Here is a 23243-nt window from a genome sequence, read left to right on the forward strand (position 1 = left end):
ATGGAAAGTGAGTGAAAAGAAATGGAACGTAAAAAAGAACTAAAGCAACAATACAAAGAAACGGCGATTGAAGCTGGAATTTATCAAATTAAAAACACAGAGAACAATAAAGTCTTTGTAGGAAGTACTAAAAACTTCAAAACACTCAATGGGGTAAAGTTTCAATTAGCAACTAATACTCACACAAACAAACAGCTTCAACAAGAGTGGGACCAATTTGGAAAAGATGTATTTACCTTCGACATATTAGAGAAATTGAAAAAGAAAGAAGAACCTTATTTCAACGAGAAAGAAGCACTATCAGAACTGGAGACGAAATGGTTAGACCAACTTCAACCTTACGGAGAGCGTGGGTATAACAAGAAAAAAACCCTTTGACACAGGGCTCGCCAACTATAAAAGCTGTCCATGATTGGGATTTCCTTGTCAATGGACAGCTATTTGGGTTATAGATTTATAAATGAGGAGCATATATGTGTATATTGAGAAGGAACTTCAGAAGAAGCAAAAGAAAGCTTATAGGCAAGCCACTATAGCAGATGTATTACTTTAATATTTTTAAGTCATAGGAGTATACTTTTTTGTTTTGGGATTCATTGATGATGGTATCAAGACCCTGGATATCAATAGAATCCGTTAAATTCCCTTTCTCCAATGAATAAGATTCTAAATAGTAGTGTTCTTTTTTATCTGGACTATATCGCAATACGTATAGATTTCCTGCGGTAAAGTATGTTTCTTCATTGTGGCGAACTTTAGAGGTACTGACGTTATTGAGACTAAATTCTTTTGATATAGCAGATGAATGTAAATTAAAAGAATATATTTCACCTAATCCGTTAGCATAATATAGTTTATTGTTATGAAGTGTGGCTGAGTTTTTATAGTTATAAGGAATAGTAGCTGTTAAATCTACATTATTGTAGTTAATGAATTCAAATGTATCTTGCTCCGATGTTTCTTTATTTATTCTATAAATCGATACTGTTTCATTAGTATCACTAATAATTGTAGATAAAATTAGGTAATAATAGTTTTCATCCGATAAGATGGGTGCGAGAACTTGCATGTTTTCAGTAGATTCGGATTGGATAGTAGTTCTATCATTAATCTTCAGTTCCTCACCGAATGTTACTTCCTTTAAACTAAATCTATTTGTTTCGAAATCTTGTGTGAGTATAGGAACCGAGTTTTCAGTTGTTCCAGATGCAACGATATAGTAAGGAATACTATCTACATTGAAACCTTTAGAATCACCATATCGGACATCTGAACTGTATCCATCTTCTACAAACCCACTGTTATAGATACTAAAGAATAATTCGTTTCCTGGAAGATAGCCAGTCCGTTCACCTGTATATTGTGGAGTATCCATTTTAAATTTTTTAATGTTGTCACTTATAATGTTAATGTTATTTTTATCCTCTAATAGGATCTGATCTTTGCCTACAGCTATACTTCCAAGTTCTAGCCCCTTCATAGGGAGGGCTTGAACTGAATTATCATCCTGTACAAAAACACCATAACTTACTCCTTTATTATCAATATCCTGGTCAGCTGTTGTTGATAAATAAATAATTGCTTTAGTGTTCTGGAGTAACTCTTTTTCAGAAATTTCGTCTGCTGAGAGTAACGAAGTATCAGGGATATTTTTTTCCTTTGAAAGGCTAATGACTAAAATAGGGATCAATAATAATACGGCACCTATTAAAATACTTTTTTTCATATTCAGTACCTCCAAGTTAACAAATAAGACCGTCTCCTATTAATTAGACGGTCTTGTTTGAAAGATTAGATGTTTCTTACTAAAACAGTACCTTTAGCATCCCTAACGTCACGCGGATAAACACCTAATCCACCGTCTACATCTAAGTCTAACCCGCCATTTAATTTATAAGCAGACCAAATTAATTTGGAGCAGTTTTTAGCTCCAGTATGACTAGTTGAACGATTTGTAGCGAAATTATAAGAATAAGATTGTCCAACCTGACTATTCGCCCAGTTTGCAGCATTATTACGATTTGTTGTAGATGTTGTGACCGACTTCACCTTAGCACCTGAGCTATCTACTTTACGTGCAGTAGTTGAAATTGTTCGAACCCCAGCTGAAGGAACAGATTCTACAATTGTTGTTGAAGAATAGTACATACCCACATGACCATGATCTAAATATGCTGTTTGCGATGGTGTGTAATAGAAGTTTCCTTTTGTACTAGAACCCACACTTACAGTACCTCCAGAACCCCCATAGGTAGACATATCAGCGCGGGCTAATTTCTCATCCACACCCTTATCATGATCATTTTTTAATTCCGTATAAATTTGATTAAGAATACTTTGTTCTGACTGGCCAGTATTAGATGCAATCATTCGAACATCCTGTAGCAATTCTCGTTTCGAGATATCCGGCTGTAGTTTTAGAATTTCATCTACCTGTGTACTAGCAGATGCAAAACTAGCTTGGCTAAATAACATAGTTGTTGTTAAAGATAGGGCTAAAATGGTTTTTTTCATTTTTAAAACTCCCTTATATTTATTTGTATTTTACTAGGTTTTTGATAACAAATAAAAATAATTCTTTTACAACTTTCAATTACTTAGGTACATACTCAATAGAAATGCTGCAACCGTGGTATTTTGAAGTGTCCGACAAATGATATCTAAGTTACGTGTTCGATCCATCATTGTAAATAAGTTAGAAAAAATTAGGTTGATTAATTGTAATATTCAGTCTTTAAATTGTACAATGTAACATAAATAAGCATTTGAAAAAAGGAGTGCCCATTTTAAAACTCATTTACAAGGTTGTTGTACTTTTGTTTCGAAGAACTTAACCACCACCAATAAACCAAATGTCTAACATCGATATAATGAAATCTAACATGGTTGGCACCTCCTATCTTTGTAAAAATAGTTCCACTCAATGTGATGATACTTCTACTAGTAAAGAAAGGTTTTATAAAAGTCGCAAATGACTATTTGAGGGGGTTAGTAGATGCAGACAAATATAGGTTCAACTATTAAAAGGATTAGAAGTGATAAAGATTTCACACAAAAGTATGTAGTTGATGGAGTAATGACGCAAAGTGCTTATTCGAAATTCGAGTTAAACAAAACAGAAATTACTTACTCGTCTTTAACTAGTATACTCGAAAATATAGAAGTAACATTTGAAGAAGTCTTATATATTCAAAATGGTTTCAAGCATACTGAAAAAGATGCAATATTTAAGAAATTTATTTCACTTTCCTTTAATGACGAAGAAAATATTAATGAGTTGTTAAACATGGCAATGAGCTATTTAGACAAAAAAGAGGACCAATTAATAAGTGATATTAAGTCGTTATCCGAGGCTTTACTAATACTCATACACACAGCGGATAAAACAAAACTTCTAACAAGTGTCTCAAGTGTATGGCAAAGACTTTCAGTTAGAAATCAGTTTTACTTTTCTGATTTATACTTGTTAAATTCGATTTTTTACTTTTTTCCACTGGAAACAATGCTCGAGATAAAAAAACTAGCATTTAAAAGTATTGAACGATATGGGGATTTTCAAAACATACAGCGTTTAAAAATAAACTTCTGTGTAAATATTTCACTCATGCTCATAAAAGAAAAATGCTATGTTGAGGCATTGAAGGAGGTTGAAACAGCTATTATTTTTTCAAAACAGCAAAAGGCGTATTTACAATTAGCTGTTTGTTATGTGCGTAAAGGTATTTGTTTAAACTGTTTAAATCAAAACGGCTTCCCGTGGGTTCAAAAGGGGATGGAACTTCTAACAGTTTTAGAAGAATATGCGCTATTACAAATGGCAACAGTTGAAATTAATCTGTATTCCAAAATTTAATCCTATAAACTGGACATAATTACGAGCAAATGCAGAATAGCGTACATGGATTTTCCTAGCTACTCCTTTGCAAAGCGATGGAATGATAAAGATGGTAGCTTTGTTGCCTTGTGAGACCGGTTTCGTCATAACACGATGGAGACAACCGTCTGATACACAAATCTTTCATCAGATGAACAGCACGAGGTAGTAAACAACAAGGGGTCTGAATCCTAAATAGATGGAAAGAGTATAGGTTAGTAACCTCAGTGTGCTGATTGGAGTTTTCAAGAAGGAAAATATTATCATCTCGTGCAAGAATGGCAAGTTTATCTTGAAAAGTTAGGGCCAATTAGGATAATCAAATAAACAAAAAAGCTGTCCGCAATTAGGTTTCCCTTCAGTGGACAGCTTTTTCTATGGTATAGATCTAAGTTTAGATCTAAAAATTATGTATGGAGGAGGTAGAGGGATTCGAACCCCCGCGGGTTTTGACACCCCTGTCGGTTTTCAAGACCGATCCCTTCAGCCGAACTTGGGTATACCTCCGTGTTAGACAAGTAATAGTATATCAGGCATCAGAAAAGAAGTCAACAATTTTAAATGAAAAATTTTGTGGGATAGACAAATGGGTGAAAGTTGATTTTTTTACGGGCTACTCGTATAATAAAAGTTGCCGTGCTAGGTGGGGAGGTAGCGGTGCCCTATAACTTGCAATCCGCTCTAGCAAGACTGAATCCCTTTCCTGAGGCCGTCCGTATTGTAGGGTCTGCCTTTTGCACGTAGTGTTGACATTTGGGTCCCGCGCAATGGGAACCCATGAACCATGTCAGGTCCGGAAGGAAGCAGCATTAAGTGGAATTTCTCATGTGCCGCGGGGTCGCCTAAATCGAGCCAACGACAAGAGTAACGCTTATGTGCGGCGGTCGAAGGAAGGTGCACGGCGTACATAGCAAAGCCTCTCATCCCAATGTGGATGAGAGGCTTTTGCATGTTTTTAGATAAATTTTTATATGTTAGAAACAAGTTCTGAACAAAAACGTTTATGAAATGCTCAATAGTTCTTTGAGCAGCATTCATAGAGAATGAAAAGTAATGTCCTTCAATTAATAGGGTAAGTTAATTTAAGGAGGAATGTGGAACGAATCCTATCACATTTGTAGGTGATTGAATAAGTGTCCAACTTCCAACACTATATCCTATTCTAACTTTTTCATTGCGTTTTAAAGTACCCACTTGGGCAAATTTATCTGACGGTCCTTTTTTGATCACACATGAATCGATGTTTACAGTCATTTCGCTATCAAAAGAGATAGTAGGATTATTTACACGAAGAGTAAAATCAATGGCTCTCGCTAAAAAGATTGCGTAGTCAGATCTAATAATCTTTTTATCTGTGCCAAACGTTCCATCTTCCAATCCAACTGCTATTCCTCTTGTTATAAGCGCTTGAGCAGCTCCGGATGTAGAATTATTATAATCATATTCAAATGTTTTGCTGATCATAAGAGCCATTTCACCGCGTGTAAGAGGTGCATTAGGTTTAAACGTACCATTGTTGTAACCAGAAATAATTTTTTTATCAACAGCAGATTGAATATAGCCCGATGCAAATGAATTAGGATTTACATCGTTAAAGATTGTTTTTCTTTTCGTTCCGTCGAGATTTAAAGAACGACCAATCATAGCCATAGCTTCCGCACGTGTAACTTGTCTACTTGGATTATAATCACCTTTAGTATCACCCGATACTATGTTGCCTTGTGCTAAGTAGGTGATTTCTTTATAAGCTCTATGCTTCGAACTAATATCATTAAATACTCCCGGAGTTGGGAGTTCAGTTATTCCGTCACTCAAAACGAAAGCATTTTTACTTTCAACGCCTGTATGAGACACGGATTTAATGCCATACGTATATACTTTGCTTCTATTCGCTGTGGTATCTACGTAAACCGTATTACCTTTTGTATGATAAACAATGTCCAAAATATTTTTAGGATCTTCATAAGAGCCTTCTTTTGTTCCATCAAATCGATAGATTACGTATTTTCTTGGGAGAGTACTATTTTTGTCTGTAATAGTCAGTTTTGTTTCGGAAGACTCTTTACTTAACGTAACATCGGTTGGGCGAGCAGGTATTGAAGAACCCTTCCAAAGTACAGAAGGCGTTAAAGCTTTTGAAGGATACATTTGTTGTTTAAGGTATGTAGCATAACCGAGAGAATTGCTGTTAATACTCCTTAATGAGAAATGCATTTGTCCATTTACACTAGTACTCCCTCTATTTGCAATTACTTGATTCGTAAGCTCCGTTTTGTCATTCCATGCTTTATCAGCATCGTTTCCGACCTTATAATCAGCCATACCTATGTACAAGTTCACAGGATGAGCTTTTGCATAAGTTTGGACTTCATGTCCCCACCAATTTAATAACTTAGTGTAATTTGCGGCTTTATAACTTCTTGACCAATAGATCTGAGGAGCAATGTAATCAATGCTACCATCTTTGATCCATTGTCTAGTATCCGCGTAAATGTCATCATAGTTACTCATTCCATTAGTATCACTACCAGTAGAATCTTGTCCCTTGTTTCTCCAAATTCCAAACGGGGATATTCCATATTGAACATGTGGTTTTGTTGCTTTTATAGTATTGTAGACATTCTTAACTAATTGATTGACATTATTACGGCGCCAATCTTCAACTTGCTTGAAAGAACCCTTATATTTTTTAAAGGCTTCTTGATCTTTAAATGTTTCACCCTGTATTTTATAAGGATAGAAATAATCATCCATGTGTACAGCGTCAATATCATAATTGGCTACTAATTCTTTTACAGTAGAAACTAAGTACTTTTGCACTTCTGGTAGACCGGGATTCAAATAGTATTGATTGCCATATTTCACTACCCACCCAGGATTCTTGCGAGCAATATTATTAGTAGCTAGATCAGATAATTTCTGTGAAGGCATTGTAACGCGATAAGGATTTACCCATGCATGTAGTTCTAAACCACGTTTATGTGCTTCATCTATCATGATTTGTAAAGGATCGTATCCAGGATTCGTCCCTTGCTTCTTACCTGTAATATAGGAAGACCAAGGTGCGAGCTTGGATGGATATAAGGCATCGTTTAAAGGTTTAGCTTGGAAAATAACGGTATTGAAATTATCGGCTTTTAGCTTGTCCAATGTGGTTTTTACCCATTGAGTATACGCAGATTTATTCATTCCAGCTTTCATATCAATATTTGTAACGGTTGCAATCCATGCAGCACGCATTTCAGTTTTAGGATGAGTTGTACTGGCGTAGACATTTTGAGTTTTAAATACTGGAATAAGTAATACTAAAACTAAAAAAGTTGCTAGATAACGGACAAAGATTTTTTTAGACATTATGATTGTGTTCCTCCCAAAGATAGTTGTTTGTCTATATATTTAGTGATGAGGATAATAATTAACGTGTACAGAAAAAGAGTATTTTTTTATCCACACTAGCGCCTCAACAAAATAGGTATCAGCTTTTTGAAGGCGGAAGATGCTTTGACTAATTTTGCGCAAAAAATGATATTAACCTATTAATCTTCCAATAAAAGGACACCACAATGGATAAGATTACACGAGAAATTTCATTTTAACAGTGGCTTTTCGCCTATTTTTACCGAATTATTTCCAAAATATGTGGACACTAATTTTTAGATTATTATTTAGAAAAGTACACGCTGCGCTAAATTTCAGTATTTATACTTAAGTACAGGATATTAAGAGTTGACGAATTGTGAACTTGTTAAAAAACAGTGAATTTATTTAGTTAAACTAAAAGAGATTTTAATAGAATATGAGCTTGAAATACTCGGCGATTCAGAATAGAGTTGTCCTGTCTGTGAAAAACTGCACTGGAAATACAAATTCTTTCTACAAGAAATCATTTGTAAATACCTTTCTCAAATCACGTCTTATGCGTTGTTTTGTGGTATACTTATAGGAATGAATGAAGCGAAAAGAAAGGGGAGCGGACGGTTGAGTTATCAAGCTTTTTACCGGGTATACCGGCCACAGACATTCCACGAAATGTCAGGACAGCAACACGTAAAACAAACACTTCAAAACGCTCTCCTCCATAACAAAACGACCCACGCCTACTTGTTTTCAGGGCCCCGCGGAACTGGTAAGACGAGTGCCGCTAAAATATTCGCGAAGGCATTGAATTGCGAAAACGGACCAGCCAAAGAACCGTGTAACGAATGTGAGACGTGCCGAACGATTACAGAAGGATCGAATACAGATGTCATTGAATTTGACGCAGCCTCCAATTCCCGTGTTGAAGAGATGCGGGATATCATTGAAAAGGTCCGATATGCACCAGCTTCTTCCAAATTTAAAGTCTATATAATCGATGAAGTGCATATGCTTTCCAATTCAGCCTTCAATGCGCTGTTGAAAACGTTGGAAGAACCACCTGCTCACGCGGTGTTCATCCTAGCAACAACAGAGCCGCACAAACTGCCGCTCACAATTATTTCTCGCTGTCAGAGATTCGACTTTAAGCCTATTACAGCCGTTGAAATAGTGGAGCGCATGACGCACGTTTTAAAAGATGCGGATATTGAAGCTGACGTCAGTGCACTAAAAGTAATCGCACAAGCAGCTTCAGGTGGGATGCGGGACGCACTCAGCATGCTAGACCAAGTTGTCTCTTTCAGTGGTGATCGAGTCACTGCAGAAGAGGCGCTACTTGTCACGGGCTCTGTCGGAGAAGATATCTTCCATCAGCTCGCGGAAGCATTGCTCACGAAAGACGCTGGTGGCGCACTGACATTATTAAACCGACTCATTGCAGAGGGGAAAGATGTCTCACGTCTAGCCGAGGATTTAATCACATTCTTCCGTGACTTGCTATTATTACGGACAGCCCCTGATCTTACTGACTTACTGGAAGTCGTTTCGGGTGATGAACGCTTCATTGCCTTGGCACAGGCGTTTGAGCCAGATAGATTATACGCCTATATCGACATTCTAGGAGAAACTCAGCAAGAAATGCGATTCTCTAATCATGCGAAAGTGTATATTGAATCTGCATTATTGAAGATGGTACAAACGCGTGGCACTTCTAATTCAGGAACAAGCGGTACAGCAGCTTCTCCTGAACTAGAACAAAAGATTGCTACACTGGAGCGGATTGTTGGGGAATTGCAGCAACAACTTGCTAACGGCGGCGGACATGCTGCACAAGCGGGCGAGAAAGCACCAGCTGCACGCAAAAATTCATCCAATAATGCTCGTGCTTACAAGATTCCAACCGGTAAAGTCCATCAAGTACTCAGTGCTGCGACTAAGCAGGACATTCAAGTGATTCGGGAGGAATGGGCACGCATGATGCAGACGATGCAACGTTCGCATTCCGCACTTCTGGAAGAAACAGAGCCAGTAGCAGCATCGGATAGCGCGTTTGTGTTAAAATTCAAATATGAAATCCATTGTCTCATGGCGTCTGAAAATGCATCCCTCCGTTCAGGTCTTGCGGAAGCGTTGCGTCAACAAACAGGTAAAGCCTACGACGTAGTTTACGTTCCTGAAGAGGGATGGCTTAAAGTTAGAGAGGATTTCATCCGCAAGAGTGGGATGTCTAAGCAACCATCTCAAACAGAGGAGAACTCCGCGACTAGCGGTGAACCTTCCGAAGCATCAGGGTCTGAAGAACCTCCAGCGTTCCTTGACGGCGCTGAACTGACACAAGAAGATCCGGTCGTGTCGGAAGCAGAAAAAATATTTGGTAAAGAATTTATTACCGTTCATGACGAGTAACTTAACTTAAAGAGGAGGAAACAAAAATGCGTGGTATGGGAAATATGCAAGGTATGATGAAGCAAATGCAAAAGATGCAAAAGCAAATGGGCGAGGCTCAAGAAAAACTAGGTGAAGAGCGTTTAGAAGGAGCAGCAGGCGGCGGTATGGTGAAAGTAATCGTTTCCGGCGACAAAAAAGTTGTCGAGGTCATCGTGGATCCATCCGTCATCGATCCTGAAGATGCTGAAATGTTACAAGACCTTATCGTAATTGCCACGAACGACGCGATGGAAAAAGCAGAAGAATTAACGAACTCTACGATGGGACAATTCACGAAGGGATTGAACCTTCCAGGGATGTTCTAGGAGGCAAAACCATGCATTACCCTGAACCGATATCTAAACTGATTGACAGTTTTATGAAACTGCCAGGCATCGGCCCGAAAACTGCGGGCCGGCTGGCATTTTTTGTGTTGAGTATGAAAGAAGATACTGTGCTCGATTTTGCGAAAGCGTTGGTTGATGCCAAACGTAATCTAAGGTTTTGCTCCGTATGCGGTCATATTACAGACATCGATCCGTGTCACATTTGTCAGGATCAGTCACGAGACCGCACCCTGATTTGTGTAGTCCAAGATCCGAAAGACGTCATTGCTATGGAGAAAATGCGTGATTATAAAGGACTTTATCATGTTCTGCATGGTGCCATCTCGCCTATGGATGGTGTTGGGCCAGAGGACATTAACGTCCCCGACTTGCTGAAGCGTCTACAAGATGAGGAAGTTGAAGAGCTAATTCTAGCAACCAATCCGACGATTGAAGGCGAAGCAACGGCTATGTACATTTCGCGCCTCGTGAAACCGTCTGGCATTCCAACGAGTCGAATCGCTCACGGGTTACCAGTGGGTGGAGATCTGGAATACGCTGATGAAGTGACGCTGTCTAAAGCTTTAGAAGGGCGGCGACAACTGTGAGACGATCCGGGGGACTGTTTCGCAGGAAAAACAAGCTGAAACGAGAATACGATGAAAAATTACGGACATTGATGGTAGATACACGAGAAGAGTGGGAACAGGCGAAATCGATTGAAAAGTATGCAGACGATTTCGATCAGGAAGTTGTGATTCGAAAAAAAATCGCTGAAAGCAATCATTTCTATTTGTACAAAGAAGCTAAAATTAGAAATCTTGGCATCGAGTGAACTAAACAACGATTGCTTTGCATAGACTGCTAGTAGTCTATTGTAAAGGGGGCAACTTCTGCTATGAAAGTTGCTATAATTCTTGCACTCGGTGTTGTCCTGCTCTTCGTTCTGCGTTTGACCAAGCCCCAACTGCAAACAGCGGCTGAAAAACTGTCCATTTTATGGTTTCGACTCGCTTTTGCGTTTTTAATTTTATTCATCCTCAACATCGCAGGCGGGTTTGTTGGATTGTACGTGCCGATTAATATTGGATCAGGCTTTTTACTGGCAGTGCTTGGTATTCCGGGATTGGCGTCTTTACTAGTCCTGGCAGTTTTCCTGTAAGGATGAATAGGTGAAAGGTGTCCTACCACAAAGTCAGCCAATGTGTGCTGACTTTTTTTACATAGAAGATGGAGCAAACTCTCATGAGGAAGGAGGAGAAACGAATGGATCACACCAAAAGACCTGTAGTGGAAGCGCTGCAGACCTTTCTAGGGGCACAGCCCGTATCTTTTCATGTACCCGGTCATAAACACGGCATGCTTTCTCGACTGCCCGAAGATTTTAAAGCTGCACTACGATATGACATAACGGAATTGACAGGGCTGGATGATCTGCACGCCCCTACTGAAATGCTTGCAGAAGCACAAATGATGTTGGCGGATGTATATGGAGCGGATCAAAGCTTTTTCCTGGTGAACGGTTCTACAGTCGGCAATCTTGCAATGATCCGAACGATTTGTGAACCGGGTGATACATTGCTCGTACAGCGCAACGCACACAAATCTATATTTCATGCAGTAGAGTTGTCGGGAGCACAAGCAATTCTGCTTACACCGGAGTGGGACGAAGCAACTTGCACAGCAGGCGCAGTTTCAACGACGACTGTGGAGGATGCGTTAGAACGGTATCCAGATGCAAAAGGCATAGTTGTTACATACCCGACGTATTACGGAACAACAGGTAGTGACTTGCAGACAATTGTTGAAAAAGCGCACGAAAAGGGTATACCTGTACTTGTAGATGAAGCACATGGTGCGCATTTTGTAATAGGTTCTCCATTTCCGGTATCTGCGCTTCGTCTTGGTGCTGATATCGTTGTTCAATCGGCGCACAAAACATTGTCTGCGATGACCCAAGCATCTTTTCTACATGTAAACTCACAGCTAGTCGATATAGACCGATTGGCTCGCATACTATCTATGTTACAAACAAGTAGTCCATCGTATATGTTGCTCGCATCTCTTGACGATGCACGAGCAATGATTGCTGCCTATTCAGAAGAGGACAAGCAAGCATTTCTAGTATGGCGTGGTGAATTTATCGATCAGCTGAGTAAGATTAAAGATCTTGAAGTAATCGAAACAGAGGATCCATTGAAAATTCTACTTCGACAAAAAGAAGAATCCGGCTATACATTTCAGCGTTCATTGGAAGAGATGGGGATCTATACAGAACTCGCAGACGAGCGCCAAGTATTATTCGTACTTCCTTTGTTACCTAAAGCGATTTCATACCCTACAGATTCCATTTGTGGAGCAGTTGAGTCAGCAGTACAACGATTGCAAAGAGATACTGAACAGGTTTCCGAAGAGGATGAATCAAATGAGGAAGAATCGCGTAAGTTGATAATTACAACAAGTTCTCATTCAAAAAAAGATACGGAATGGGTTCCAGCAGAGTCTGCAAATGGATACCAAGTTGCTACAGCAATTATTCCATACCCACCAGGAATCCCACTGGTTTTAAGTGGAGAGCAACTGAATGCACAACTAATTCAAGAAGTGTGTCATATGATGGATTCAGGGGCTAGGTTTCAAGGGGCAGTTCGAGTAAATGGACCAACAACGGAATTTGAAGTGTTGAGTGCACAAGGAGAAGATTTGAATGGCTAAAGGAATATTTATCACATTCGAAGGACCAGAAGGAGCAGGGAAGACGACAGTTATTAAAGAAATTCATAACCGTTTGCAACAACAAGGAAACTCCTCGGTTTTAACCCGGGAGCCTGGCGGAATCCGAATTGCAGAGAAAATCCGGACAATTATTTTAGATAATGATCATGAAGAAATGGATGCCCGGACAGAGGCATTATTATATGCTGCTGCAAGACGACAACATCTAACCGAAAAAGTCATCCCTGCTCTGGAAGAGGGTGCGATTGTTCTTTGCGACCGGTTCGTTGATAGCTCACTAGCCTACCAAGGGTATGCAAGAGGCCTAGGTATCGATGAAGTGTTCGCGATTAACGAATTTGCGATCAATGGACTCATGCCGGATCATACAATCTACTTTGACTTATCCCCGGAAGCTGGTTTAGCAAGAATTGCAGCAAGTGGTGAACGGGAACAAAACCGTTTGGATAATGAAACGCTGCAGTTTCATAAAGATGTGGCAGAAGGTTATCGTCTCGTACAACAACGATTTCCAAAGCGTATTCAACCTATTGATGCGAGTGGTTCGGTAGAACAAGTTACAGAAATTGTATGGAAAACGATTGCATCATTCATTTCTTAAGCCATTTCATGATATAATAAAAGAAAGCGGAAAAGGAGAGATACCTCGTGAAACTTATAGTGGCAGTAGTACAAGACCAAGATAGTAATCGACTTTCATCGGCATTGACGAAAGGTGACTTTCGTGCAACGAAATTGGCAAGTACAGGCGGATTTTTGAAATCAGGGAACACGACGTTTTTGATCGGTACAGACGATAGTCTTGTTCCGAAAGCGTTGGACCTCATTCGAGATAACTGTCGTTCGCGTGATCAAATGGTAGCTCCCGTCTCACCTATGGGCGGAAACGCTGACTCCTATATCCCATACCCAGTTGAAGTCGAAGTCGGTGGCGCAACGGTTTTCGTTCTGCCAATTGAACAATTCCGTCATTTCTGATTCATATCGGAGTGAATTTAAATGAAAGTTAATAATGAGTATCGCACGGGTCTCGATAAATTGCGTAACGACCCGTTAAAGTCTCCTCAAGGTGGGGAGCGATTTGGTCAAATGGTTCAAAAACAGGAATCACGCCTGCATGGAGAACAGATTACTCGTCTACTTGGCGACATTTCCAGCGCAGGTGACCGGCTTGCCCGGTCTCGTAACTTACGGGACATGGCTAAATTTAAGATGCTCGTCAAACGTTTTCTAAAAGAGTCTGTCGAAACCGGTCTAGGTCTGAAGCAATCACATACGTGGAACCAGTACGGAGAAGGGCGTAGGCTGAAAATTGTTGAAACAATTGACCAGAAGCTAATTGAATTAGCGGAACAATTGCTTCAAGATGAAGAGTCATCCGTGGAACTTCTCGCTAAAATTGGTGAAATCAAAGGACTTCTCATCAATCTATATACATGAGGACGTTTTCTGATACATAAGAAAACGTCTTTTTTATACGAAAGGGGGGGCAGCCGTATGGAAAAGCAGTTAAACAGTCGAATCACTACCGAACAGCCGGCAGTTGCTGCTAGATTCAGTGCTGCCTACCGCAATCACCGGATTGGTCATGCTTATATTTTTGATGGCGAAAAAGGGATTGGGAAACAAGACGCTGCATTATACTTCGCCCAATTATTATTGTGTGAGCAACCAAACGATAATGTTCCATGTGGAACATGCAGCGCTTGTAAGCGCGTTGAATCAGGAAATCACCCGAACATCTTAACGATTGAACCTGATGGTCAAGACATAAAAAAAGAACAAATGGCAGGATTACTCTCAGTTATGACGAAAAAGGGATATGAGAGTGGACGCCGTATTTATATGATAGGGCATGCTCATCGAATGAATACAGCCGCAGCCAATGCACTCCTCAAATTTTTAGAAGAACCCGAAGGGGATGTGACGGCAATATTGCTGACAGATGCCTATCATATGGTATTGCCTACAATTCAATCGAGATGTCAGCGTATCTCTTTCCTGCCACCACAGCGGGAACAGCTGTTGGAAACCTTGAAAGTTGAAGGGATTTCTCCATCACTTGCAGCTACGGTAACTTCACTTACTGCAGATTCAGCCCGTGCTACTGAACTGGCATTAGACGAGCAGTTTGTAAGTTTGCGAAAAACAGTGGTAAAATTAGTTCAAGCCATCGATCTGAATGTGACAGACGCATTATTACTCATCCAGTCTGAATGGGCGCCATTCTTAAAAGAAAAAGTAGATACCGAGATGGGACTGGACTTGCTTCTGTACATGTACCGTGATATTGTGGCGAAGAAAGCGGGACTGTCTGCAACACCCGCATACCCGGATTTAGATGAATTCATAACAAGTTTAGCAATGAAAATGACTTATGATCAGTTGTCCACAATCTTGGAATCAGTTTTGCAGGCAAAAAAGCAATTGCATCGCAATATGCACCGAACGCTTTTAATGGAGCAATTGGTGCTCAGTATGCAGGAGGGGTTATTCGTTGTATAACGTTGCAGGAATCCGCTTTAAAAAAGCGGGTAAAATACATTATTTTGACCCAATGGACTATGACTTGAAAGTCGATGATTATGTAATCGTCGAATCTGCGCGTGGTACAGAGTATGGGAAAGTGGTTAGCATGATGGTGGATATGGATGGTTCAGACTTAGTTCTGCCTTTAAAGAAAGTGATTCGTCCTGCTAGCAAAGAAGATAAGGATAAAGTGGAAGAAAACCAAGTGGATGCTCAAAAAGCATTTACTACATGTGTCTCTAAAATCCAAGAGCACAAACTTGATATGAAACTTGTCGATGTGGAATATACATTTGATCGGAATAAAGTGATTTTCTATTTTACAGCTGAAGGTCGAGTCGATTTCAGAAACTTGGTGAAGGACCTAGCTTCTATCTTCAGAACTCGAATTGAGCTACGTCAAATCGGTGTAAGAGATGAAGCTAAAATGCTTGGCGGAATTGGTCCTTGTGGCCGAATGCTTTGCTGTTCTACTTTTCTCGGAGATTTCGAACCGGTTTCTATTAAAATGGCAAAAGATCAAAATTTATCATTAAATCCTTCAAAGATTTCAGGGTTATGTGGAAGATTGATGTGCTGTTTAAAATATGAAAATGACGAGTACGAGCAAGCTAAAGCACTCATGCCTGATATTGGTGCACGTATTGAGACGCCAGATGGCTCAGGGAAGGTTGTCGGTCTAAATTTACTGGAGCGTTTGCTGAAAGTGAAGTTAACCGACCAAGACCAAACACTTGAATATGCTTGGGAAGAACTGTCGAAGAAGACGGGACAGCCCGTCAATTGATGAAGTGATGAGGTGATAAAGTTGAAAGAAGGGAACTTTCTCGATAAGGTAATCGAATACGAACAACAACTTGACTCTATGCACAAGCAATTCCGTGAAATCATCGGTTTTGTTGCTAAGATGACGGAAGAAAACCATTCACTTCAACTTGAGAATCATCATCTGCGCGCACGTCTAGACGAGTTGGATCAACAAGCTGCTACTGACAAAAAAAACGCAGAACGTTCGCAACGGGCAGACGTTGGCGAAGGTGTAGACAATTTGGCTCGTATTTATAATGAGGGATTCCACGTATGCAATGTCCATTATGGAAGCACACGTAAAGGTGAGGATTGCCTGTTTTGTCTCTCGTTTCTAAGTAAACAAAATTTGTGAATTTTAGCCGATCCCTATTTCTATCTAGGTGTCGGTTTTTCTATATCATGGAGTTACTATATTTTTTAAAAGGAGTATCCGATGGAACCAATTGAATTACGAGGTGACGAACGCCTCGATTACTTACTTGCGGAAGACTTGAGAATTATCCAGAGTCCATCTGTTTTTTCGTTTTCACTAGATGCTGTACTGCTAGCCCGTTTTGCTTATATGCCCATTAGACGCGGTAAAATTGTAGATTTGTGCGCAGGTAATGGCGCAATTCCATTGTTTTTAAGTGCACGCACCTCAGCAGATATTATAGCGGTGGAGTTGCAAGAACAACTAGCGGATATGGCAAGTCGTAGTATCGCTTATAATCAGCTGAATGAGCAGATTACAATGCGATGTGACGACGTCATTGGTATTGCCTCCAAGATTGGGTTTGATCAATATGATGTAGTGACCTGTAATCCACCGTACTTTAAAGCGTATGAGCATAGTGAACAAAATCAAAAAGAACCGCTGACCATTGCTCGACACGAAGTAAAACTGACTCTAGATCAAGCGGTTCGTTCTGCAAGTGAATTACTTAAGCAAGGTGGGAAGGCGGCCTTTGTCCATCGTCCAGGGAGATTGCTAGATATTATCACTTCGATGAGAGCGAATCGGCTGGAGCCGAAGCGTATTCAATTTGTATATCCGAAAGAAGGGAAGGAAGCGAATACGCTACTAATCGAAGCAACGAAAGATGGAAAGCCAGATTTGAAGATCCTTCCGCCGCTATATGTTTATCAACAAGACGGTACGTATACTGAAGAAGTGAGGAAATTGTTGTATGGAACAGAAGCATAACCATAACCATCTGTTTTATGTACTTGAATGTAAGGATGGTTCCTATTACGGAGGATACACAACGGATATTAACCGTAGGGTTGCCATGCATAATTCAGGTAAAGGAGCAAAATATACGAGGGCAAGAAGGCCGGTTCGTTGTATTCATCACAAAAAGTTTGAAACGAAACGGGAAGCGATGCAAGCGGAGTATCGTTTCAAACAGTTGACGCGCCCCGCTAAAGAACGGTATTTGGAACAAGAGGAGGCAGGACAATGATCACGCAAAAAAGTGCGGAATATGAGAAGGGTGTGCTGTATTTAGTTGGTACACCCATTGGGAATTTGGAAGATATGAGTTATCGTGCAATTCGCATTTTAAAAGAAGCCGACATGATTGCGGCAGAAGATACTAGAAATACTGTGAAGTTATCCAATCACTTTGAAATTGACACGCCTTTTATGAGTTACCATGAGCACAACCTAGAGGTGGGAGGGAGAAAAATTTTAGAGTTGTTGGCAGAAGGTAAAACCGTTGCACTCGTGAGTGATGCAGGGATGCCTTGTATTTCAGATCCAGGTGCCGATATTGCAGAAAAAGCAATCTCAGAGGGTTATCCAGTCGTTCCTATACCTGGACCAAATGCGGCCATTAGCGCATTAGTTGCGTCGGGTATTCCTGCACAGCCCTTCTTGTTTTTTGGTTTTTTAGACAGACAGAAGAAAAAGCGCCGTATTCAGTTGGAAGCATTACAGAACCGACAAGAGACGATACTCTTTTACGAAGCACCTCATCGACTGAAAGATACGTTGCGTGCTTTGAAAGAACAGTTTGGTCCGAATCGACGTATTACACTTGCGAGAGAACTAACAAAACGGTATGAGGAATTTGTTAGGGGGACAATTGAAGAGGCACTTAACTGGGCAGAAACAACAGAGATTCGCGGAGAGTTTTGTTTAGTCGTAGAAGGTACAGATGAGATGAAATCAGAAACTGAGATAGTATGGTGGAACGCTCTAACTCCTGTTGAACACGTTGAACAATTGATCGAACAAAAAGGATATACATCAAAAGAGGCAATACGAGAAACCGCAGCCGATCGGGGTGTGACGAAACGGGAAATTTATCAGGCATATCACGTTGAATAAAAAATAACACCTGTGCCTACTTGAATAGGCACAGATGTTATTGAAATAAAATCATTAAATCAAGACATTTTGTCTTCGATTTCAGCAATTAGTTGCTTAGCACCTTCAGGACTAAGAATTAGTTTACCATCGATGAGTGTTAAATTGTCATCTGAAACTTCTCCAGTTACTGAACATGTCATGTTAGGCATGTATTTCTTCAAGATGATTTTATCGTCATCCACATAAATTTCTAGTGCGTCTTTTTGAGCTATGCCGAGTGTCCGACGTAATTCGATAGGGATAACTACACGACCAAGTTCGTCGACCTTACGTACGATTCCAGTAGATTTCATATCAGGTTTCCTCCTAAAGTAAAATGGTGATTCGTCAGATTTCGACATTTTTCTCTTGTCTGTCTATTATCATACCAAGTCTTCCAATTAACGTCAATAGCGAAGGCTATAAACTATTTAATGAATAATAGATACATAAAAAACACACATAAATGTGAATCAAAGTTGCAGATTTAGAACATACTAGAGATAATTTTATAATAAATTTTTATAAAAATAAAAATAGGTTGACTTTGTCGGTTCTTGTGATTATAGTAGATAATAATTCTTGCACAATCGAATAGCAATACATCACTTTCTTATCCAGAGAGATCGAGGGGCAGGCCCTATGACATCTCGGCAGCGGGTTCATTACACATGAACACTGTGCCAATTCCTGCAAATGCTTTATGCATTTGGAAGATGAGAACGGAGATGGTTTCATAGTATATTGAAGCCCTCTTTTTTCTCGTTTCCACGAGAAGAAAGAGGGCTTTTTTCGTTCAAGCAAAAGAAAGTTCGATGACTGCGCTCATTGCTGCACAGAATCAATACAGTAAGAAAAGGAGGGCCAGCATGATTGAATTTAAACAGGCGGTTAAGACATTTCGACTAGGTAAGCGTGAAGTGACAGCAGTTAATGACGTGAGTTTGTCCGTTGCACAAGGAGAGATCTTCGGGATTATTGGGTTTAGTGGTGCAGGGAAAAGTACATTGCTTCGACTCGTTAATATGCTGGAGCGACCAACCACGGGTTCTATTCAAGTACAAGGAGTAGACCTAGCAACACTTTCTCAAAAAGATTTAAGGAAGCTGCGGCGCCGAATTGGGATGATTTTTCAAAACTTTAATTTGTTTTCATCGAGAACGGTTGCTGGAAATGTTGCGTATCCTTTAAAGCTTGCAGGAGGGGCAAAAAAAGAAGTCACTGCACGAGTAGCAGAACTATTGGAGTTTGTTGGACTATCTGATAAAGCGAATGATTACCCTGAACAACTTTCCGGTGGACAAAAACAGCGGGTTGGTATCGCAAGAGCACTCGCTACATCACCTGATATATTAATTTGCGATGAAGCAACGTCAGCATTAGACCCAGACACAACAGCTGATATCCTTCGACTTCTGAAAAAAGTGAACAAGGAATTAGGGATTACAATTTTGCTGATTACACACGAGATGCACGTTATTCAAGAAATATGCGATCGTGTCGCAGTAATGGAAGATGGAGAAGTGATTGAATCAGGGTCTGTCTTTGACACGTTTACAAATCCACAACATCCAACGACAAAGCGTTTCATCCAGTCAGTACAACAGGATCGACCTTCAAATGCATTGCTTAAAGAGTGGCGTGCAAAGGGAGGGAAAAAATTGTATCGCGTGATCTTTAAAGGTGAAGTAGCTAGTGATCCAGTTCTCTCAAGGCTAACGCAAGAATTTGGAGTGAATTTCAATATTGTATATGGTTCCATCCGTGAACTGCAGGAGAAGTTTTTTGGAAATTTGTTAGTTTCATTTGATGGTGATGAACATTCTGTAAACCTACTGATTGCAGCATTGAAAGAAACCGTAGAGATCGAGGAGGTTGCTGTTCATGAAGGTTGATTGGACAACATTTTGGCCAAGAATTGTAGAGTCAACAGGTGAAACGGTTCTCATGGTCATCGCAACGCTCATCTTTGGCTCGATTTTAGGAATAAGTATCGGTTTACTGCTTTACGTAACTAGAAAAGGGAACATTTTAGAAAAGCAATGGGTGTTTCAAACATTGAATATCCTTATCAATATCATTCGCCCGATACCCTTCATCATATTCCTTGTTGCACTAAGTCCTATTACAAGGGCTGTAGTAGGTTCCACAATCGGAACATGGGCGGCTATCTTTCCAATGACGATTGCAGCCTCTTTTGGAATCGCTAGAATTGTGGAAAACAACTTGGTAGGTATAGATCCTGGAGTTGTGGAAGCTGCTAAAGCGATGGGGGCAAGCCCTTTTCAAATCATTTTTACAGTTCTAATACCAGAGGCTCTCGGTCCTCTAATTCTTGGTTTAACATTTGTAACAATTAGTTTAATCGACTTCTCGGCAATGGCAGGTACTGTTGGCGGAGGAGGATTGGGACATGTAGCGATGACATACGGATATCAGCGTTTCGATGGCAGTGTCATGCTGGTTACGGTAGTCATTCTAATTGTTCTGGTCCAGGTGGCACAGTGGTTAGGAAATACGCTATCACGGAAGGTTATGAGACGTTAGTTTTTGATCAGACACATACTTGGGGGAGATTATAATATGAAAAAAGCAATTATCTACTTAGGAACTGTCTTACTTCTATTAACATTAGGAGCTTGCAGCCAAAAAACATCAGGACAAGAAAAAGACTCAAATGTAGTAAAAATCGGTGTGACGGGATCAGATGGTGAAGTTTGGCCGATTCTTAAAGAGAAAGCTAAAGCTGAAGGAATTGAAATTAAACTCATCGAGTTTGCCGATTACACATTACCGAACCAGGCTTTAGCAAATGGAGATATTGACCTAAACTCATTTCAACACATTGCATTTTTAAGTCAGTTCACAAAAGAAAATGATGCAGACTTAACACCAATTGGAACAACAATCATTGCACCCATGGGGGTTTACTCAGAAAAGCTGAAGTCAATTGACGATATTGAAGATGGAGCACGTATCGCAATTCCGGATGATCCATCTAACCAAGCACGTGCTTTGAAATTACTAGAATCTGCAGGCCTGATAAAACTAGCTGATGATTTCGGATTGTTTGGAGATCCGTCGAAAATTGTCGAAAATCCGAAGAAACTCGACATTTATCCAATTGTAGCTCAACAAACTCCACGTGTACTGCCGGATGTTGCCGCTTCTGTCATTAATAATGGAGTCGCTGGGCAAGCAGGGTTTGATCCGGTAAAAGATCCAATCTATCTAGAAGACAGCGATGACGAAAATACATTGCCGTATGTAAATATCTTTGCAGCTAGGTCAGCAGATAAGAACAATGAAACCTATCAGCGAATTATTGAATTGTATCATGAAGAAGATGTGAAAAAAGCGGTGCAGGCAGATACAAATGGCGGTTCTGTCGTAGTTGATATTTCAAAGGAAGAGTTACTAAAAGTCTACAAAGGACTATAAGGGAGGAAAACTATTATGAGCACAATTACTTCTAATCGCGATGTTATTATAAATTCAATTGAATCTAACCGAGATCTATACATTCAAACGAGTCAAGAAATCCATGCCACACCTGAAATCGGCAACCAAGAATTCTTTGCTAGTGAGAAGCATGTCAAGCTATTAAAAGATGAAGGTTTTGAAGTTAAAACGGCGGTTGCTGGACATGAAACATCGTTTTACGCGGTGAAAGACAGCGGCATTCCAGGACCAGCAATCGCTTTTCTTGCCGAATACGATGCACTCCCAGGGTTAGGTCATGCGTGCGGACATAATATTATTGGTACTACCAGTGTAGCTGCTGGTATTGCTTTATCTAAAATAATTTCTGAGAGCGGAGGGCGTGTCGTTGTGTTGGGGACACCTGCAGAAGAAGGGGGGCCAAACGGCAGTGCAAAAGGAAGTTTTGTAAAACATGACTACTTAAAAGAGATTGACACAGCCTTAATGATTCACCCATCCGGTAAAACAGCATTGACGAGTGAGACGTTAGCTGTGGATCCGCTAGATTTCCATTTTTACGGAAAGCCTGCACATGCATCAGGTTCGCCTGAGAAAGGAATTAATGCATTAGACGCAGTCATCCAACTTTTTAATGGAATAAACGCACTCCGTCAGCAGCTTCCACAGGATGTGAGAATACATGGGATCATTACACACGGCGGGGAAGCTCCTAATATTATTCCCGAATACGCATCAGCAAGATTTTTCATCCGTGCTGAGACTTGGTCAAAAACCGTAGAGACTTCAACTAAGGTTCGTGCGATAGCTGAAGGTGCAGCTCTTGCAACCGGGGCTGAAGTTCAAATTAAACGGTTCCAAAATGAAGTCAAAGACTTTGTATTGAACTCTGTATTAGACGGAATTTTACATGAGGAATTAGAAACAGTTGGTGAAGTTGTTCATACTGAAAAGAAAATCGGTAAGGGTTCTACAGATGCAGGAAATATTAGTTATGAAGTCCCCACAGCACATCCTTATATAAAGATCGGTCCTGATGACCTAATTGCCCACACGGATGAATTTAGGGAGGCTGCCAAATCACCTGTTGGAGATGAAGCACTCATTAAAGGTGCAAAGGTGTTGGCATCAACCGGATATAGACTGTTAACAGATGCTGAGCTTCTGCATCGTGTTAAGAAGGAATTCGAAAAAAGTTTGAAAGAAAAACAATAAGGTCGCTCATATAAAATTCGTTTGCTAAATTGTCCATAAACTAACAAACAGCTTATTCTTCCTGATTCAGTGGAAGAATAAGCTGTTTTTGAATTGGGGATAGTTACTAATAGAGGGGAATCTATTCAATCTTGCAAAAAGGTTTTAAATATACCAGGGTCCAGCAATTACATTGACAAGAATAGTATTTGAA

Annotated in this window: 25 protein-coding genes, 1 tRNA gene, 1 other RNA gene and 1 riboswitch; of the genes, 22 read left to right on the forward strand and 5 right to left on the reverse strand. The window is 40.1% G+C overall.

Annotated elements, in window-relative coordinates:
- Nucleotides 1-21: 21 nt before the first annotated feature.
- A complete protein-coding gene (locus tag M3197_RS15890) occupies nt 22-378 on the forward strand; it encodes a GIY-YIG nuclease family protein (RefSeq protein WP_251662696.1) in 357 nt (118 codons plus the stop codon).
- Nucleotides 379-544: 166 nt separating this feature from the next.
- On the opposite strand, the gene M3197_RS15895 is transcribed toward M3197_RS15890, so the two are convergent.
- Entirely contained in the window at nt 545-1726 is a 1182-nt protein-coding gene (locus M3197_RS15895; RefSeq protein WP_251662698.1) for a YycP family beta-propeller protein, read from the reverse strand.
- A 65-nt stretch (nt 1727-1791) separates the two neighbouring features.
- Nucleotides 1792-2514 carry a YiiX/YebB-like N1pC/P60 family cysteine hydrolase gene (locus tag M3197_RS15900; RefSeq protein WP_251662700.1) on the reverse strand — a complete coding sequence of 241 codons (723 nt, stop codon included), beginning with the start codon at nt 2512-2514 and terminating at the stop codon, nt 1792-1794.
- A 481-nt stretch (nt 2515-2995) separates the two neighbouring features.
- Between M3197_RS15900 and M3197_RS15905 the strand changes: the two genes are divergently transcribed.
- On the forward strand, nt 2996-3853 hold the full coding sequence (locus M3197_RS15905; protein ID WP_251662702.1) for a helix-turn-helix domain-containing protein: 858 nt from the start codon (nt 2996-2998) through the stop codon (nt 3851-3853).
- Between the two features lie 435 nt (nt 3854-4288).
- Here M3197_RS15905 and M3197_RS15910 read toward each other — a convergent pair.
- Nucleotides 4289-4381, reverse strand: a tRNA-Ser gene (locus tag M3197_RS15910).
- A gap of 127 nt (nt 4382-4508) precedes the next feature.
- Between M3197_RS15910 and ffs the strand changes: the two genes are divergently transcribed.
- An RNA gene (ffs, locus tag M3197_RS15915) (signal recognition particle sRNA large type) lies at nt 4509-4776 on the forward strand.
- Between the two features lie 175 nt (nt 4777-4951).
- On the opposite strand, the gene M3197_RS15920 is transcribed toward ffs, so the two are convergent.
- Nucleotides 4952-7228, reverse strand: coding sequence for a family 10 glycosylhydrolase (locus M3197_RS15920; protein ID WP_251662704.1), 2277 nt, complete (start codon nt 7226-7228; stop codon nt 4952-4954).
- 624 nt (nt 7229-7852) lie between these two features.
- Between M3197_RS15920 and dnaX the strand changes: the two genes are divergently transcribed.
- The 15 genes from dnaX to rsmI all read left to right on the forward strand — a co-directional run bounded on the left by dnaX (nt 7853) and on the right by rsmI (nt 18373).
- The gene (dnaX, locus tag M3197_RS15925) at nt 7853-9637 is read left to right on the forward strand and encodes a DNA polymerase III subunit gamma/tau (RefSeq protein WP_251662706.1); all 1785 of its coding nucleotides are present in this window, start codon (nt 7853-7855) and stop codon (nt 9635-9637) included.
- A gap of 26 nt (nt 9638-9663) precedes the next feature.
- The gene (locus M3197_RS15930) at nt 9664-9984 is read left to right on the forward strand and encodes a YbaB/EbfC family nucleoid-associated protein (RefSeq protein ID WP_039043168.1); all 321 of its coding nucleotides are present in this window, start codon (nt 9664-9666) and stop codon (nt 9982-9984) included.
- Between the two features lie 11 nt (nt 9985-9995).
- Nucleotides 9996-10592 (forward strand): recombination mediator RecR, encoded by a 597-nt coding sequence (recR, locus tag M3197_RS15935; protein WP_025783657.1) that lies wholly within the window; start codon nt 9996-9998, stop codon nt 10590-10592.
- Nucleotides 10589-10819, forward strand: coding sequence for a YaaL family protein (locus M3197_RS15940; RefSeq protein WP_051508685.1), 231 nt, complete (start codon nt 10589-10591; stop codon nt 10817-10819). Before recR ends, M3197_RS15940 begins: the two co-directional genes overlap by 4 nt.
- Before the next feature lie 63 nt (nt 10820-10882).
- Nucleotides 10883-11146: a pro-sigmaK processing inhibitor BofA family protein gene (locus M3197_RS15945; RefSeq protein ID WP_025783659.1), complete on the forward strand. Its 264-nt coding sequence runs from the start codon at nt 10883-10885 to the stop codon at nt 11144-11146.
- Nucleotides 11147-11250: 104 nt separating this feature from the next.
- Nucleotides 11251-12699, forward strand: a complete 1449-nt coding sequence (locus M3197_RS15950) for an aminotransferase class I/II-fold pyridoxal phosphate-dependent enzyme (protein ID WP_251662708.1) — start codon at nt 11251-11253, stop codon at nt 12697-12699.
- Entirely contained in the window at nt 12692-13321 is a 630-nt protein-coding gene (gene tmk / locus M3197_RS15955) for a dTMP kinase (protein ID WP_251662710.1), read from the forward strand. Before M3197_RS15950 ends, tmk begins: the two co-directional genes overlap by 8 nt.
- Before the next feature lie 47 nt (nt 13322-13368).
- Nucleotides 13369-13698 (forward strand): cyclic di-AMP receptor DarA, encoded by a 330-nt coding sequence (gene darA, locus M3197_RS15960; RefSeq protein WP_025783662.1) that lies wholly within the window; start codon nt 13369-13371, stop codon nt 13696-13698.
- A 21-nt stretch (nt 13699-13719) separates the two neighbouring features.
- Nucleotides 13720-14160, forward strand: a complete 441-nt coding sequence (locus M3197_RS15965) for a YaaR family protein (RefSeq protein WP_039043163.1) — start codon at nt 13720-13722, stop codon at nt 14158-14160.
- A gap of 57 nt (nt 14161-14217) precedes the next feature.
- The gene (gene holB / locus M3197_RS15970; RefSeq protein WP_251662711.1) at nt 14218-15225 is read left to right on the forward strand and encodes a DNA polymerase III subunit delta'; all 1008 of its coding nucleotides are present in this window, start codon (nt 14218-14220) and stop codon (nt 15223-15225) included.
- Nucleotides 15218-16036, forward strand: a complete 819-nt coding sequence (locus M3197_RS15975) for a PSP1 domain-containing protein (protein WP_251662712.1) — start codon at nt 15218-15220, stop codon at nt 16034-16036. Before holB ends, M3197_RS15975 begins: the two co-directional genes overlap by 8 nt.
- A 21-nt stretch (nt 16037-16057) precedes the next feature.
- Nucleotides 16058-16411, forward strand: a complete 354-nt coding sequence (gene yabA, locus M3197_RS15980; RefSeq protein WP_025783666.1) for a DNA replication initiation control protein YabA — start codon at nt 16058-16060, stop codon at nt 16409-16411.
- A gap of 81 nt (nt 16412-16492) precedes the next feature.
- A complete protein-coding gene (locus tag M3197_RS15985; protein ID WP_251662713.1) occupies nt 16493-17245 on the forward strand; it encodes a tRNA1(Val) (adenine(37)-N6)-methyltransferase in 753 nt (250 codons plus the stop codon).
- Entirely contained in the window at nt 17229-17504 is a 276-nt protein-coding gene (locus M3197_RS15990; RefSeq protein ID WP_251662714.1) for a GIY-YIG nuclease family protein, read from the forward strand. The genes M3197_RS15985 and M3197_RS15990 overlap by 17 nt, the downstream gene beginning before the upstream one ends.
- On the forward strand, nt 17501-18373 hold the full coding sequence (gene rsmI, locus M3197_RS15995; protein ID WP_251662715.1) for a 16S rRNA (cytidine(1402)-2'-O)-methyltransferase: 873 nt from the start codon (nt 17501-17503) through the stop codon (nt 18371-18373). The genes M3197_RS15990 and rsmI overlap by 4 nt, the downstream gene beginning before the upstream one ends.
- Before the next feature lie 59 nt (nt 18374-18432).
- On the opposite strand, the gene abrB is transcribed toward rsmI, so the two are convergent.
- The gene (gene abrB, locus M3197_RS16000) at nt 18433-18708 is read right to left on the reverse strand and encodes a transition state genes transcriptional regulator AbrB (RefSeq protein WP_025783670.1); all 276 of its coding nucleotides are present in this window, start codon (nt 18706-18708) and stop codon (nt 18433-18435) included.
- A gap of 296 nt (nt 18709-19004) precedes the next feature.
- Nucleotides 19005-19117: riboswitch (SAM riboswitch) on the forward strand.
- Nucleotides 19118-19263: 146 nt separating this feature from the next.
- Here abrB and M3197_RS16005 point away from each other — a divergent pair.
- The 4 genes from M3197_RS16005 to M3197_RS16020 are packed head-to-tail and all read left to right on the forward strand — an operon-like array spanning nt 19264 to nt 23050.
- Complete coding sequence (locus M3197_RS16005) at nt 19264-20289, forward strand: methionine ABC transporter ATP-binding protein (protein ID WP_251662716.1); 1026 nt, start codon at nt 19264-19266, stop codon at nt 20287-20289.
- A complete protein-coding gene (locus M3197_RS16010) occupies nt 20279-20941 on the forward strand; it encodes a methionine ABC transporter permease (protein WP_251662734.1) in 663 nt (220 codons plus the stop codon). The genes M3197_RS16005 and M3197_RS16010 overlap by 11 nt, the downstream gene beginning before the upstream one ends.
- A gap of 36 nt (nt 20942-20977) precedes the next feature.
- Complete coding sequence (locus tag M3197_RS16015) at nt 20978-21835, forward strand: MetQ/NlpA family ABC transporter substrate-binding protein (RefSeq protein WP_251662737.1); 858 nt, start codon at nt 20978-20980, stop codon at nt 21833-21835.
- 15 nt (nt 21836-21850) lie between these two features.
- Complete coding sequence (locus M3197_RS16020) at nt 21851-23050, forward strand: M20 family metallopeptidase (RefSeq protein WP_251662738.1); 1200 nt, start codon at nt 21851-21853, stop codon at nt 23048-23050.
- Nucleotides 23051-23243: the final 193 nt, after the last annotated feature.

The sequence above is a fragment of the Sporosarcina aquimarina genome, assembly GCF_023715615.1.
Taxonomy (GTDB): Bacteria; Bacillota; Bacilli; order Bacillales_A; family Planococcaceae; genus Sporosarcina; species Sporosarcina aquimarina_A.